The organism is Micromonospora sp. BQ11 (genome assembly GCF_052068135.1).
GTDB lineage: Bacteria > Actinomycetota > Actinomycetes > Mycobacteriales > Micromonosporaceae > Micromonospora.
On sequence record NZ_JBQHDB010000011.1, the window covers coordinates 173,835 to 186,851 of the forward strand.

A 13,017-nucleotide genomic window follows, 5' to 3' on the forward strand; every position below is an offset into this window, starting at 1 on the left:
GAGGGGAACCTTCTCCCATATTCCGGGCGGAAGAAACCGGGTCAGCTGCGGTGAGCGACCTCGTCCTCGGCGTGCAGCACGCACCACACCATCTTGCCGTCCGGCAGCGGCGTGCTGCCCCAGCGGCGGGCGAGCGTGTCGATGAGGAGCAGGCCGCGTCCGCCGGCCGAGTCCAGCGGGGCCAGCCCCCGGAAGGCCGGCCGGCGGGCGGAGTGGTCGCGGACGGCGAGGTGCAGGCTGCTGTCGCGGGGGGCCAACCGGACCGTCATCGGCGTCCGGGCGTGCGCCACCACGTTGTTGACCATCTCGGTGACCGCGATGGAGGCCGGTTCGGCCAGCTCGGCGACACCCCACCGGGCGCAGCCGTCGGTGACCAGCGCCCGGGCCTGCCGCGCGGCGCCCACCTCCGGAGGGAGGTCGGCGGTGAGCACGGCGGCCATCGGGGTCTCGGCCAGCGCGGCCAGCGCCCGGTCGAGGGTCGGCCAGGTCGGTACGCCGCCGACGGCGCCGGTGGGGTCGCAGACCATCAACTCCGCCGCCGGCCAGTCGACGATCTCGCGGCGCACCCCGGCGAAGACGTTCCGGGCGACCGGATCGGTCATGCGCAGGCCGATCAGGTCGACGACCACCGGGCCGGGCCGGTCGGTGAGCCGGGTGATCAGTGCGTCGTGGACCGCGTCGACGCCGGACCTGTCGAGCACGCCGGTCAACCGCACGACACCGGACGACTCGTCCGTCTCCACCAGGCAACGCAGTTCGGTCGGCATGATCGTCTCATTGTGCAACGCCGGCGCGGACCGTGCATCCGGCCGGTCGGCCCTGTTCATCAGCGGTCCGCCCGGGCTCGCCGGGTCATCGCCGCCATCGTCCCGACCGCGGTTCCGGCCGCCGCCAGTCCGAAGGCGGCGGTCATCCGGACGATCTGCCGGCGCCGCCCGTGCCAGCCGCCGTCCCGTCGCGCCCGCGCGTCCGGGTGGAAGACGTTGCCGGTGCTGTCGACCCGGGCGGTGGGCCCGAACTGGGTGCGGTGCACGTACCAGCCGAGAACCCGCTCGGCGACCGCCGGGGCGAGCCGCCACTGGAGGCCGATCAGCCGGGCGGCCCCACCGGCGTACGCCTCGCGGCGCGGCCGGCGCAGCAGGCGGACGATGGTCCGCGCCACCATTTCGGGCGGGTAGACCGGCGGCGGGGGTACGAGTTCCCGGCCACTGTGGTTGGCCGCGTGCCCGAAGAACGGGGTGTCGATGGTCGCCGGCAGGACCGTGCAGATCGAGATGGCACTCCGGCCGGTCACCCGCAGCTCCTGGCGGACCGTGTCGGCCAGTCCCCGGATGCCGTGCTTGGCGGCGTTGTACGCGGACTGGTACGGCATGGCCACCTCGGCCAGCACCGACGCGTTGTTGACCAGCACTCCGCCGCCGGCCGCGCCGAGATGCGGCAGGGCGGCCCGGATGCCGTACACGGTCCCGAGCAGGTTGACCTCCAGCACGCGGCGGAACTCCTCGACCGGGATCTCGTCGAAGAGCCCGACCGCGCTGACCGCGGCGTTGTTGACCCAGCCGTCGATGCGGCCGAACTCGGCCACCGCCCGGTCGGCCAACCGCTCCACCTCGACCGGATCGGTCACGTCGGTCGGGACCACGAGCGCCCGCCCGCCCAGGTCCCGGCAGTGGCGGGCCACCTCGTGCAGGGCCGGCTCGCTGCGTGCCGCGAGCACCACGGCGGTGCCGCGCTCGGCGAGGGCGTACGCGGTGGCCATGCCGATCCCGCTGGAGGCACCGGTGATCACCACGACGGCGTCGGTGAGGTTGCGGGTCAGAGGCATTCTTCGCCGGTACCCCGGTCCGCAGTGGTCATGCGAACCGAGTGGCGGCGAATCGTCGAGGCACGCGTCCGGCCGCCCGATCGGTGCTTGCCGAGCCGCAACTTTCTGCGGCACCCGTCAGCCTCTTTCCGATCTGCCAGGTTTCGGCTCCCGGGCCTTCGGTTAATGGGACGCTCTGACCGGCAGGACCACCGCTGAGAAGATCGCATGGAGGTGCACCATGCGCGTCGGCCTCGTCTGCGCGCACGCCGACCCCACCAGGCGTGTCGACGGATCCGCCGTCGGCACTTACCAGCACATCGCGAAGGTCGCCGCCGAACTGGCCGCACGAGGCCATGACGTCCGGGTCTACGAACGCCGCGACGACCCGAACCTGCCCGAGACCGCCACCCTCGACGGGTACCGCGTGGAGCGTGTGCCGGTCGGGCCGGCCGCCTCGATCTCGACGGCGGAACTCGTGCCGTACGTGACCCGGTACGGCCGCTGGCTGGCCGACCGCTGGGCCGGCGACTGGGCGCCGGAGGTGGTGCACGGGCACTACTGGATCGGTGGTCTGGCCGCCGCGCACGCGGTCCGCGAGACCGACATCCCGGTCGTGCAGACCTTCCACAGTCTCGGCGTCGAGCAGCTACGCCACCTCGGTGGCCGCTACGACGGGCCGGGGGAGCGGATCCCCCTGGAACGGGCGCTGACCCGCGCGGTCGACGTCGCCGTGGCGCAGAGCAACGACGAAGTCGACGAGCTGACCCGGATGGGCCTGCAACGTACGTCGGTGGCGATGGTGCCGCCCGGCGTCGACACCGAGCGTTTCCACCCCGACGGGGAGGCGGCCCCTCGGGACCAGCGCCCCCGGATCCTCTCCGTCGGCGGGCTCACACCCGGCCACGGCGTGGAGGACCTCATCCGGGCCATGCGCCTCGTGGGGGACGCCGAACTCGTGATCGCGGGCGGTCCGCCGGCCGACGAACTCGCCGACCACGCCGAGGCGCGACACCTGCGGGAGGTCGCCGAGCGCAACGGCGTGGCCGACCAGGTGAAGCTGGTCGGGGCGGTCCCGCACGAGCAGATGGCCACCTGGTACCGCTCGGCGGACGTGGTCGCGTGCACTCCGCACTACTCATCCGCCGGTCGGGTCTCCCTGGAGGCGATGGCCTGCGGCGTACCGGTCGTCGGGTACGCGCTGGGCGGCATCGCCGACTCCGTCGTGGACGAGGTCACCGGGCGGCTGGTACCGCCGGGTGACGTTCGGACCCTCGGCGTGACGCTGCGCCGGCTCCTGGCCGACAACGCCAGCCGGTTCGCGTACGGGCACGCGGCGGTGGACCGGGTCCGGTGCAGCTACACGTGGGACCGGACGGCCGGCGCGCTGGAGCGGCTCTACGAGCGGGTCGTCCGACGCCGTCGGCCGGTCGAGATCGCCGTGGAGGAGACCCCGGTGGTGCCCGAGACGGTCATGCCGGGCTCGGTCGAGGCCGCCTGAGCCTCAGGCGGTCGCGGTCCGGGTCGGCCGGGTGATGGCTGAGTGGACGGTCAGCCCGGCCGGCCCGGTGAGCCGACGCCCACCATCGCGCGGTCCGGCTCCCGGACGACGGCCTGGTGGTGCTGCGGCTCGGCGTACCGGGTCAGCCCGATGACCGCCGCTAGCGTGACCAGGAACCCGGTGGCGGCGAGCCACTCCCGGCCGGGCCAGATCTTGTCGTCGAGCAGCAGCAGGCCGACGATCGCCGCGGGCACCGCGCCGGCGGCGTCCATCGCGGCCACCGCCGCCGTGGTCGAGCCGCGCTGCATGGCCAGGCCGAGCAGCAGCTGCCCCACGATCGAGTGCGCGATGAGCAGGTAGAGCAGCGGGTCGCGGGCGAACGCCTCCATCGACGGCGCGGAGGCCAGCGGACGGGCGGCGACCGCGGCGGCCGAGAAGGCCATCCCGGCCAGCGAGCCCAGCGCCACCGAACCGGGGGCGCCGTGCAGGCGTACGGCGAAGAAGCCCAGCGCCCCGATCACGCCGAGCGCCACCACCAGCGCCACCAGGCCCTCCGTGCCGAGCTGCTTGGACGGCGCGGGTCGGGCGGCCAGCACGAGGCCGCTGATCCCGGCGAACAGGAGCACCAGCAGGGCCACCTCGGCGGCCGGCAGCCGCCACTTCAGCACCACCACGCCGAGGACCGCGGTGACCCCCAGCCCGGCGGCCACGCTGGCCTGGACCAGGAACAGCGGCAGGTCCCGGCGGGCCAGGAACGCCAGCACGAAGCCGGCGACCTGACAGCCCAGCCCGAGCAGGTACGTCCGGTGCACGGCCAGCCGCAGCAGCAGCGCCGGGTCGAACGTGTGGTGCACGGTGGTGCGGGCCGCGGCGACCGACTGGAGCAGGTTGGCGACGCCGTACGCGACGATCATCGCCGCGAGGAAGCACCAGCCGGAGGAGACCACCTGGCGAGGATAGAGGCTGCCGGGGGTCAGCGCGCGGTTGCCCGACCGAGCCGGGCCAGGATGTCGGCGTGCAGTGCGCCGTTCGTGGCAACCGCGCTGAGGTCCCCGGAATCGGTGCCACCAGGGGCGGGACGACCCTCCAGCGTCGTGATGGTGCCGCCCGCCTCGGTGACGATCGGCACCAGCGCGGCCACGTCCCACAGCGACAACTCGGGCTCCACCATCACGTCCAGTGCGCCCTCGGCCAGCAGCATGTAACCGTAGAAGTCGCCGTACGCCCGGCTGCGCCAGCTGTCGCGCATGATGGTGAGAACCGCGTCGAGCCGGCCGGCCTCCTCCCACCCGGTCAGGGACGAGTAGCAGAAGCTCGCGTCGGCCAGGTCCCGTACGCCGGAGACCCGGATCGGGGTGCCGCTCGCGGCGTCCGTGCCCGCGTACGCCCCCTCGCCGAGCGCCGCCCACCAGCGACGGCCGAGGGCCGGCGCGGACACCAGCCCCGCGACCGGCCGGTCGCCCTCCAGCAGCGCGATCAGGGTGGCCCAGACCGGCACGCCACGAACGAAGTTCTTGGTGCCGTCGATCGGGTCGACGACCCAGCGCCGGCCATCCGGGCCGGTCGCGGGCTGCTCGCCGTACTCCTCGCCGAGAAGCCCGTCGCCCGGCCGGTGCGTCGCCAGCAGCGCGCGGATCCGGCGCTCGACGGCGGTGTCCGCGTCGGAGACCGGGGTGAGGTCGGGCTTGGCCTCGACCCGCAGGTCGAGCGCGCGGAACCGGGCCGTCGAGACGGCGTCGGCGGCATCCGCGAGCAGGTGGGCGAGGGCGAGGTCGTCGGCGTACCCGGTCATGGGAGGAAACGGTAGCGTGCGTCCGGTACGGGGGGCAGTTGGCAGGTCGGTGGGCGGGGTGTCACCCGGCGGCGGGCGGATCGCCCTCGCCGGCCCAGGACTCGCCGGGCCCGCGGTGCTCGGCCTCGCCGCGACCGTCGCCGTCGCCGGACCGGGAGGCCAGCAGGCGACGGTACGAGGCCAGCCGCCGTTGGTCGGCCTTGCCCGCGGCCACCCACTTGTCCAGGCCGCACTCGGCCTCGTCGGCGGTGTGCGGACAGTTCGCCGGGCAGTCGACCGTCCCTTCGACCAGGTCCGGGAAGCCGTGCAGCAGGCTGTCGGCGGAGACGTGCGCCAGCCCGAAACTGCGCACGCCGGGGGTGTCGATGATCCAGCCCTCGGCGGCGTCGGGCTGGTGGCGCCGGGCGTCGTCCCCCCGGTCGGGTGCCGGCAGCCGCAGCGCCACCGCGCTGGTGGAGGTGTGGCGGCCCCGGCCGATCGCGCTGACCACGCCCACCGCGCGTGCCGCGTCCGGGACCAGGCGGTTGACCAGCGTGGACTTGCCCACCCCGGAGTGCCCGACCATCACCGAGATCCGCCCGGCGAGGAGGCTGCGCAGGGCGTCCAGATCGGAGTCGGGGCGGATCAGCACGTACGGAAGCTCCAGCTCGGCGTAGTACCCGAGCACCGCCTCCGGGCCGGCCAGGTCGGCCTTGGTGAGGCAGAGCAGCGGCTCGATCCCGGCGTCGTACGCGGCCACCAGGCACCGGTCGATGAACCCGGTCCGGGGCGGCGGGTCGGCCAGCGCGCTGACGATCACGAGCTGGTCGGCGTTGGCCACGACCACCCGTTCCAGTCGTCCCTCGGCGGTGGTCTCGTCGTCGTCGGCGGTGCGCCGCAGCACCGACCGCCGCTCGGCGATCCGGACGATGCGGGCCAGCGCCCCGTCCGCGCCCGACGTGTCTCCCACCAGGCCGACCCGGTCGCCCACCACCACCGACTTGCGGCCCAGCTCGCGGGCGCGCATCGCGGTCACCAGGGGTGCGTCCGGACCGGCGTCGGGCAGGACGCAGGTGTACCGGCCCCGGTCCACCGCGATCACGAACCCGTCCACCGCGTCGGCGTGCCGGGGTCGGGTGCGCGTACGCGGTCGCGACGACTTTCCCGGTCGGACCCGGACGTCGTCCTCGTCGTACTCGCGTCGCCTGGTCGCCAGGACCCGCCCCCTTGTCGCGTCAGCTCTTGCCGGTCACCATTCCCGACCATAGCGCCGGGAACTCCGGCATGGTCTTCGAGGTGCAGGTCACGTCGTCCACCTCGATGCCCGGCACGGCCAGACCGGCCACCGCGGCGGCGTGCGCCATCCGGTGGTCGGCGTACGTCCGGAAGGTCCCGCCGCGCAGCGGGCGGGGCCGGATCTCCAGCCCGTCGCGGGACTCGGTGAGGTCCGCGCCCAGCGCGGTGAACTCGCGGGCCAGCGCGGCGATGCGGTCGGTCTCGTGCCCCCGGATGTGCGCGACGCCGGTGAACCGGGACGGCGAGTCGGCGAGCATGGCGAGCGCGGTGAGCGCCGGGGTCAGCTCGCTGACGTCGGACAGGTCGGCGTCCAGGCCGTGCACCGTGCCGGTGCCGCGCACGGTCAACCCGGCGGTGGAGAGGCTCACGTCCCCGCCCATCCGGGTCAGCAGCGTGCGCAGCTGCTCGACCGGCTGCATGCTGCTGCGCGGCCAGCCCTGCAACGTCACCTCACCGCCGGTGACCAGTGCGGCGGCGAAGAACGGCACCGCACCGGACAGGTCCGGCTCGATCTCCCAGCCCCGACCCGTCACCGGCCCCGGCTCGACCGTCCACACGTCGGGGGTGGTGTCGTCCACCGCCGCGCCGGCGGCCCGGAGCATCTGCACCGTCATCCGCAGGTGCGGCGCCGACGGGACCGGCGGGCCGACGTGCCGGACCACCACGCCCCGGTCGAAGCGCGGCGCGGCCAGCAGCAGCCCGGAGACGAGCTGACTGGAGGCGGACGCGTCGATCACCACCTCGCCACCGGCCACCCGGCCGGCGCCGAGCACGGTCAGCGGCAGGCTCCCGGGGCCGGGGGTGTCCACCCGGACGCCCAGGGAGCGCAGCGCCCCGATCAGCGGGCCGAGGGGACGGACGCGGGCCTGCGGGTCGCCGTCGAAGGTGATCCGCCCGTCGGCGAGGCCGGCCACCGGAGGGACGAACCGCATGATCGTGCCGGCCAGCCCCACGTCGACGTGCGCCGGGCCGGCCAGCGGGTACGGACGGACCAACCAGCGCTCGTCGTCGCTGATCGACATGTGCGCGCCCATCGCCCGCAGCCCGGCGGCCATCAGCTCGGTGTCCCGGGCGCGCAGGGGCCCGGCCAGCGTCGACGGCCCGCTGGCCAGTGCGCTGAGCACCAGGGCGCGGGCGGTCAGCGACTTGGAGCCCGGCAGGCGCAGCGTGACGCCGATCGGGTCGGAGGCGGTCGGAGCGGTCCACGGCTGCGGCGGCCGGGTCGCGGTCGGGTTCCCCACGGTTACATTCTGCCGTGCCGACCGACAGGTGACGCCGGCCGTCGCCCCAACTCCCGTTGAGCGGGACAGCCGGACGGCGTGCGGCGCGTTAGCGTGTGCACATGTGCGGGAGGTACGCGACGACCCGGAGCGCCGGTGACCTGACCGCGCTCTTCGAGTCGTCCGACGACACGGAGGGCCGGCTCACCGCCGACCACAACGTGGCGCCCACCGATCCCGTGCCGCTGGTCCGCGTCTCCGCCGAGGGGCACCGCACGCTGTCGCTCGGCCGCTGGGGCCTGCTGCCGCCCTGGTCCCGGTCGGCCGCCGGCGCCGCCCGCATGATCAACGCCCGCGTCGAGACGGTCGCCACCAGCCGCGCGTACGCGCCCTCGTTCGCCCGTCGTCGCTGCCTCGTGCCGGCCGACGGCTGGTACGAGTGGGTCCGCCCGGCCGCCGGTGGCAAGCAGGCCTACTACATGACGCCGCTCGACGGCTCGGTGCTCGCCTTCGCCGGCATCTGGTCGGTCTGGGACGGTCCGGCCGGCCCGTCGACGACGTTCAGCGTGCTGACCACCGCCGCGCTCGGCGAGCTGGCCGAGGTGCACGACCGCATGCCGCTGCTGCTGCCTCGCGAACGCTGGTCCTCCTGGCTGGCGGTGACCGACCGGCCGGAGGCGCTGCTCGACCCGCCCCCGCTCGACTGGCTGGCGGGTCTGGAGATCCGACCGGTGGGTCGCGCGGTGGGCGACGTCCGCAACGACGGCCCGCACCTGACCGCGCGCGTACCGGTGGCCCGGTCCGCCGTGCCCGAGGAGATGACGCTCTTCTGACGGACGGACATTGTCGAGTGTGATTTGCCAGAGTTGCGGGTGAAACGTCGCCCGCGCTCTTCGTCGTATTCCTCGCAGAGTCTTGTCCCCGCCTTGCTAAGTGCGATAGAACACAGCGCCGGCAGTGGGCGCGATTCGCACGGGGCGGACGCCGTCCACCGATCTTGCCGGTCCCACGGGGGAGGTGGGTGGATGACACGGGCACGTATGCCCCGTCCGCACGAGGTGGCCGCCGCACGACGAGATCCGCGACTGCTGCGGGCTCTGCGCGAGCGTCAACACGACGACGGATGGCGGACCAGAGGAACCTGTCAGAGTGTCGACCCGGAAACGTTCTTTCCGGCGCCGAACGAACCGGCCGACGCGGCCGTCGCGCTCTGCCACAGTTGCGACGTGCAGGGCTCCTGCCTCGCCTGGGCACTGGAGGTCGGCGACTGTCACGGCGTGTGGGGTGGCACCACACCGCGGGAACGGCGGGCGATGCTCGTCGCCTGGCGCAGCGAGGTGCAGCCCGACCCGGACGCCGTCGACGAGGCGGGCCCACCGGTCCGGGACCGCCTGCTCACGCTGGTGCCGGTGAGCCGGTGAGCCGGTGAGCCGGTGAGCCGGTGACGGCCGAGCGGTCGTTCATTGCCATGATCGACTCGATGTCATCGATGTCGGGGCATCCGAGCGGGGTTTCACCCCGACTGCCATGACCTTGGGTTGATCTTCGCCGGTGGCCGGGTTCGGGGTCCGTGGGGAGGTGCCGGCCGGAGTCGCACAATGGGCCGGTGACCGTCACCGACGAGATCCTCACTCCGCGCGGCCCGGCCCGCGTCGACACCGACGTGCCGGCCGGGGCGCCGGCCGCCCTGCTGGTGCTCGGGCACGGCGCGGGTGGCGGGGTGGACGCCCCCGACCTGCTCGCGCTGCGGGACGCGGCCGTCGCGGCCGGCGTCGTCGTGGTCCGGGTCACGCAGCCGTACCGGGTCGTGGGTCGGCGCGCCCCGGCTCCGGCGGGCCATCTCGACGAGGCGTGGGGCGTGGTGCTCGGCGTGCTGCGGGACCGGCACGCGGGCCTGCCCCTGGTGGTGGGCGGCCGGTCCAGCGGCGCCCGGGTGGCCTGCCGCACCGCGACGACGGTCGGTGCCGACGGAGTGGTGGCGCTCGCGTTCCCCCTGTATCCGCCGGGGCGTGCGGAGCGTTCCCGGGCGGCGGAGCTGGAGTCCGGCGTGCCGACGCTGGTGGTCAACGGCGACCGTGACCCGTTCGGTGTGCCGGAGAGCGGGCCGGACGTGCGTGTGGTGACCCGGCCCGGCGAGCGGCACGACCTCCGTGGCGACCCACCCGGCACGGCCGCCGTGGTGCGGGACTGGCTGCGCGAGCGGGGCTGGGCCCACGCCTGACGAAGATGGCGGGCCGTGTCCGGGGGCGGCGCAGGGTCGTTGCATCGGATGGTGCCGCCCGCCTGGTTCGGGCGACGGCACCGGTCCTCCCAGGCCCTTCCTGGTCCCAGCGTCGGTCTCCGCCGAGGTCGGCCCGGGACCAGGAAGAGGGCCGGGCGCCCGGGCCGGTACGAGGGCCGGCGGAATGTCCGGCACTCCTCTTCGCGTTACAGCCCCCGGAAGACATTTCTGGCGAGGGGGGTGACCGGTGCCGACCGAGACTCAGGCCCGGGAACGGGACGAGCGGGGAGCGCGGCAGCTACGGCAGCTGCTGGATGGTCCGGACTGGCCCGCGGCGGTGTCGCCGGTCGGGGTGGCCGTCGAGACCAGCGTACCCGTGGTGAGCACGGGCACACCCGGCGGAAGTGGATCTGTGGGCGGGCGGGTGCGCGTATCCTCGGCGGGAAAGCATCCGACGCGAGGGGATGTGCGGTTGACCACCGAGAAGACGGACGAGCGCAGGGCCCGCTTCGAGCGGGACGCGATGCCCTTCGTCGATCAGCTCTACGCCGCCGGCCTGCGCATGACGCGCAATCCGGCGGACGCCGAGGACCTGGTCCAGGAGACGTACCTGAAGGCGTACTCGGCCTTCCACCAGTTCGAGCAGGGCACGAACCTGAAGGCCTGGCTGTACCGGATCCTGACCAACACCTACATCAACTCCTACCGCAAGCGGCAACGGCAGCCGATCCAGGCGCCGACCGAGGAGATCACCGACTGGCAGCTCGCCGCGGCGGAGTCGCACACCTCCAGCGGTCTGCGCTCGGCCGAGACGGAGGCGCTGGACCGGCTGCCGGACAGCGACGTGAAGGAAGCCCTCCAGCAGTTGCCGGAGGAGTTCCGCCTGGCCGTGTACCTCACCGACGTCGAGGGCTTCTCCTACAAGGAGGTCGCCGACATCATGGGTACGCCGATCGGCACGGTGATGTCGCGACTGCACCGGGGCCGTCGTAATCTGCGCAAGCTGCTTGAGGGTTACGCCGCCGAGCGCGGCTTCTCCGGTGCGTCGTCGCCGAAGGGCTCGACCGCCGCCGCCGGCCGGGAGGTGTGACGTGAGCTGTGGGAACCCGCACGAGACCGACTGCCGTGAGGTGCTCGCGGAGGTCTACCTCTACCTGGACCTGGAGTGCGCCGAGGAGCGGCGCCTGCTGATCCGGCACCACCTCGACGAGTGCGGGCCGTGCCTCCGCGAGTACGGCATCGAGCAGGAGGTCAAGGCGCTGGTCGCCCGTTGCTGCGGCAACGAGACGGCGCCGGACCAGTTGCGCGAGCGGCTGCGGATCCGGCTGACCGAGCTGGTGGTCTTCGAGGCCAGCGACTCACGCGAACTGGCCGACTGAGCGTCGGCGTACCAGACACACGGGTGGCCCGGGTCGATTCCGACCCGGGCCACCGTCGTGTCCGTCGCTCGGCCGGCCGCAGCCGGCACCGCGGCTCAGGAGTTGGGGCGCTTGCCGTGGTTCGCGCCGCTCTTCTTCCGGGCCTTCTTCTTGCGGGCCTTCTTCGCCATGGTGACCTCCTCGTGATGGTCGGATCCGCTGCGCAAGAACCCTGCACCGGGGACGCGCCGGTCCTCCCGGCGCCCGGGTCCGACCCGCTGATGGTAGTGCGGCCGGCACCCGCCGCCGTGCGCCGGGGCGGTCCGCGCGTACGCCGCGCCGCCCGACACGCCGGTTGGACGCGACCGTACGGCCCGGTCGGTGACCGGCCATCCGCCTCCGGCGGGCGCTCCGCACCCGCGCGGGCCGGCCGCATGATTGGATACGTCGGCAGGCAGTCGTGAGAGGGAGGGCCGGGACATGGCCGAGGAGATCCGCGCCGAGATGGTGGCGAACGTCTGGAAGGTCGTCGCGTCGGCCGGGGACACCGTGTCCGAGGGGGACACCCTGGTGATCCTGGAGTCGATGAAGATGGAGATCCCGGTCGTCGCCGAGTCCGACGGTGTCGTCAAGCAGCTCGCGGTCAACGAGGGCGACGTCGTGCAGGACGGTGACCTGATCGCGGTTATCGATTGACCGGCCCCGAAATCCGGCCCGTGGGGCCCGCCGACGTGGCGGTCCGGCCCGCCGGCCCGGCCGACTTCCCGGCGGTGGCCCGGCTGACGGTCGCCGCGTACGAGGCGGATGGGCAGCTCAAGGGCGAGAACGGGTACGCCGTCGTGCTCGCCGACGTCGCGTCCCGCGCGGAGCACGGTGAGGTGCTGGTCGCCGTCGACGGGTCCACCGGTCAGGTCCTCGGCTCGGTGACGTTCGTGCTGCCCGGCACGCGGTACGCCGAGCTGGCCGGTCCCGGCGAGGCGGAGTTCCGGATGCTCGCCGTCGACCCGGCCGCGCAGGGGCGCGGCGTCGGGGCCGCGCTCGTCGACGCGTGCATCGCGCGGGCCACCGGCCTGGGCTGCACGGCGGTGGTGATCTGCATCCGCAGTGGGTTCGCGGTGCCCGCCCAGCGCCTGTACGAGCGGCGCGGCTTCGTCCGGCTGCCGGAGAAGGACTGGTCCCCGCTGCCCGGCGTCGACCTGCTCGGGCTGCGTCTGGACCTCGCCCCGGCCTGAGGGTCGGCCCCGGTGCTTCAGGCTGGAGGTGCGCTGTCGTCGGTCGACGTCGCGCCGATGGCGGCGAGCAGTTCGTCGGCCACCTCCAGCGCGATGCGCCGGCGTTCCGCGTCGGTGATGCCGGGTGTGCGTACCGCGAACCAGCTGCTGTGCACGGCGAAGATCGCCAGGGCGGCGCGCAGCTGTGCGGCGGGTGAGTCGTCGCCCCGGGAGAGGACGTCCGCGAGCTGGAGCATCCGGTCGCGCATCAGACGGCCGGCGGCGAGGCTCTTCAGCGCGGTCTGGTTCTGCTCGAAGAAGCGCATCACCGAGGGCTGCTCGCTGTCGAACATGGTGTCCGCGTACCGGCCGATGACGGCGCGCCGGGTGTCGAGGGTGGCCGGCTGCGACCGGGCCCAGTCGATGAGCGCGTCCATGCGGTCCAGCCGGTCCTCGACGAAGCTGGTGACGATCTCGTCCTTGCTCTTGAAGTGGTAGTAGAGCGCGGCCTTCGTCACGTTCAGCCGCTCCGCGATCTCCCGTAACGAGGTCGCCTCGTACCCCTGCTCCGTGAAGAGCTCCAGCGCGACGGCCTTGATGCGGTCGCGCGTGCCGCCTGTGCTCTCCCTCACGTG

The 13,017-nt window shown here is 73.7% G+C and carries 16 protein-coding genes; 8 read left to right on the plus strand and 8 right to left on the minus strand.

The window, feature by feature from the left end; all coding sequences use genetic code 11:
- Positions 1-41 precede the first annotated feature (41 nt).
- Together ACTMSW_RS22850 and ACTMSW_RS22855 are read right to left on the minus strand one after the other, a co-directional pair.
- Complete coding sequence (locus ACTMSW_RS22850) at positions 42-767, minus strand: ATP-binding protein (protein ID WP_441182715.1); 726 nt, start codon at positions 765-767, stop codon at positions 42-44.
- A gap of 59 nt (positions 768-826) precedes the next feature.
- Positions 827-1,825 carry an SDR family oxidoreductase gene (locus tag ACTMSW_RS22855; protein ID WP_441182716.1) on the minus strand — a complete coding sequence of 333 codons (999 nt, stop codon included), beginning with the start codon at positions 1,823-1,825 and terminating at the stop codon, positions 827-829.
- Between the two features lie 220 nt (positions 1,826-2,045).
- Here ACTMSW_RS22855 and ACTMSW_RS22860 point away from each other — a divergent pair, with 220 nt between their 5' ends.
- Positions 2,046-3,305, plus strand: coding sequence for a glycosyltransferase (locus ACTMSW_RS22860; protein WP_441182717.1), 1,260 nt, complete (start codon positions 2,046-2,048; stop codon positions 3,303-3,305).
- A 50-nt stretch (positions 3,306-3,355) separates the two neighbouring features.
- On the opposite strand, the gene ACTMSW_RS22865 is transcribed toward ACTMSW_RS22860, so the two are convergent.
- The 4 genes from ACTMSW_RS22865 to aroA all read right to left on the minus strand — a co-directional run bounded on the left by ACTMSW_RS22865 (position 3,356) and on the right by aroA (position 7,613).
- Entirely contained in the window at positions 3,356-4,219 is an 864-nt protein-coding gene (locus ACTMSW_RS22865; RefSeq protein ID WP_441182775.1) for a hypothetical protein, read from the minus strand.
- A 59-nt stretch (positions 4,220-4,278) separates the two neighbouring features.
- A complete protein-coding gene (gene hisN, locus ACTMSW_RS22870) occupies positions 4,279-5,097 on the minus strand; it encodes a histidinol-phosphatase (protein ID WP_441182718.1) in 819 nt (272 codons plus the stop codon).
- 61 nt (positions 5,098-5,158) lie between these two features.
- Positions 5,159-6,190, minus strand: coding sequence for a ribosome small subunit-dependent GTPase A (rsgA, locus tag ACTMSW_RS22875; RefSeq protein ID WP_441182719.1), 1,032 nt, complete (start codon positions 6,188-6,190; stop codon positions 5,159-5,161).
- Positions 6,191-6,311: 121 nt separating this feature from the next.
- Positions 6,312-7,613, minus strand: coding sequence for a 3-phosphoshikimate 1-carboxyvinyltransferase (gene aroA, locus ACTMSW_RS22880; RefSeq protein WP_441182720.1), 1,302 nt, complete (start codon positions 7,611-7,613; stop codon positions 6,312-6,314).
- Positions 7,614-7,714: 101 nt separating this feature from the next.
- Here aroA and ACTMSW_RS22885 point away from each other — a divergent pair, with 101 nt between their 5' ends.
- From ACTMSW_RS22885 to rsrA, 5 genes are all read left to right on the plus strand, one after another.
- Complete coding sequence (locus ACTMSW_RS22885) at positions 7,715-8,425, plus strand: SOS response-associated peptidase (RefSeq protein WP_441182721.1); 711 nt, start codon at positions 7,715-7,717, stop codon at positions 8,423-8,425.
- Positions 8,426-8,617: 192 nt separating this feature from the next.
- The gene (locus tag ACTMSW_RS22890; protein WP_441182722.1) at positions 8,618-9,013 is read left to right on the plus strand and encodes a WhiB family transcriptional regulator; all 396 of its coding nucleotides are present in this window, start codon (positions 8,618-8,620) and stop codon (positions 9,011-9,013) included.
- A 185-nt stretch (positions 9,014-9,198) separates the two neighbouring features.
- Entirely contained in the window at positions 9,199-9,813 is a 615-nt protein-coding gene (locus tag ACTMSW_RS22895) for an alpha/beta hydrolase family protein (RefSeq protein ID WP_441182723.1), read from the plus strand.
- A 247-nt stretch (positions 9,814-10,060) separates the two neighbouring features.
- The gene (locus ACTMSW_RS22900) at positions 10,061-10,903 is read left to right on the plus strand and encodes a sigma-70 family RNA polymerase sigma factor (RefSeq protein ID WP_441182724.1); all 843 of its coding nucleotides are present in this window, start codon (positions 10,061-10,063) and stop codon (positions 10,901-10,903) included.
- 1 nt (position 10,904) lies between these two features.
- Positions 10,905-11,192 (plus strand): mycothiol system anti-sigma-R factor, encoded by a 288-nt coding sequence (gene rsrA / locus ACTMSW_RS22905; RefSeq protein ID WP_441182725.1) that lies wholly within the window; start codon positions 10,905-10,907, stop codon positions 11,190-11,192.
- A gap of 95 nt (positions 11,193-11,287) precedes the next feature.
- Here the strand turns inward: rsrA and ACTMSW_RS22910 are convergent, their stop codons facing one another.
- Positions 11,288-11,362 (minus strand): 50S ribosomal protein bL37, encoded by a 75-nt coding sequence (locus tag ACTMSW_RS22910; protein ID WP_369700219.1) that lies wholly within the window; start codon positions 11,360-11,362, stop codon positions 11,288-11,290.
- Between the two features lie 289 nt (positions 11,363-11,651).
- Between ACTMSW_RS22910 and ACTMSW_RS22915 the strand changes: the two genes are divergently transcribed.
- Complete coding sequence (locus tag ACTMSW_RS22915) at positions 11,652-11,867, plus strand: biotin/lipoyl-binding carrier protein (protein ID WP_088973021.1); 216 nt, start codon at positions 11,652-11,654, stop codon at positions 11,865-11,867.
- A gap of 35 nt (positions 11,868-11,902) precedes the next feature.
- Complete coding sequence (locus ACTMSW_RS22920; protein ID WP_441182776.1) at positions 11,903-12,403, plus strand: GNAT family N-acetyltransferase; 501 nt, start codon at positions 11,903-11,905, stop codon at positions 12,401-12,403.
- 17 nt (positions 12,404-12,420) lie between these two features.
- Here the strand turns inward: ACTMSW_RS22920 and ACTMSW_RS22925 are convergent, their stop codons facing one another.
- On the minus strand, positions 12,421-13,014 hold the full coding sequence (locus ACTMSW_RS22925) for a TetR/AcrR family transcriptional regulator (RefSeq protein WP_441182726.1): 594 nt from the start codon (positions 13,012-13,014) through the stop codon (positions 12,421-12,423).
- Positions 13,015-13,017: the final 3 nt, after the last annotated feature.

What these genes read in the sequence shown, in the direction of transcription:
- ACTMSW_RS22890 (WP_441182722.1), top strand. Translation starts at nt 8,618, where the DNA reads ATGACACGGGCACGTATGCCCCGTCCGCACGAGGTGGCCGCCGCACGA.
- ACTMSW_RS22860 (WP_441182717.1), top strand. Translation starts at nt 2,046, where the DNA reads ATGCGCGTCGGCCTCGTCTGCGCGCACGCCGACCCCACCAGGCGTGTC.
- ACTMSW_RS22855 (WP_441182716.1), bottom strand. Translation starts at nt 1,825, where the DNA reads ATGCCTCTGACCCGCAACCTCACCGACGCCGTCGTGGTGATCACCGGT.
- hisN (WP_441182718.1), bottom strand. Translation starts at nt 5,097, where the DNA reads ATGACCGGGTACGCCGACGACCTCGCCCTCGCCCACCTGCTCGCGGAT.
- ACTMSW_RS22850 (WP_441182715.1), bottom strand. Translation starts at nt 767, where the DNA reads ATGCCGACCGAACTGCGTTGCCTGGTGGAGACGGACGAGTCGTCCGGT.
- ACTMSW_RS22885 (WP_441182721.1), top strand. Translation starts at nt 7,715, where the DNA reads ATGTGCGGGAGGTACGCGACGACCCGGAGCGCCGGTGACCTGACCGCG.
- ACTMSW_RS22915 (WP_088973021.1), top strand. Translation starts at nt 11,652, where the DNA reads ATGGCCGAGGAGATCCGCGCCGAGATGGTGGCGAACGTCTGGAAGGTC.
- ACTMSW_RS22865 (WP_441182775.1), bottom strand. Translation starts at nt 4,219, where the DNA reads ATGATCGTCGCGTACGGCGTCGCCAACCTGCTCCAGTCGGTCGCCGCG.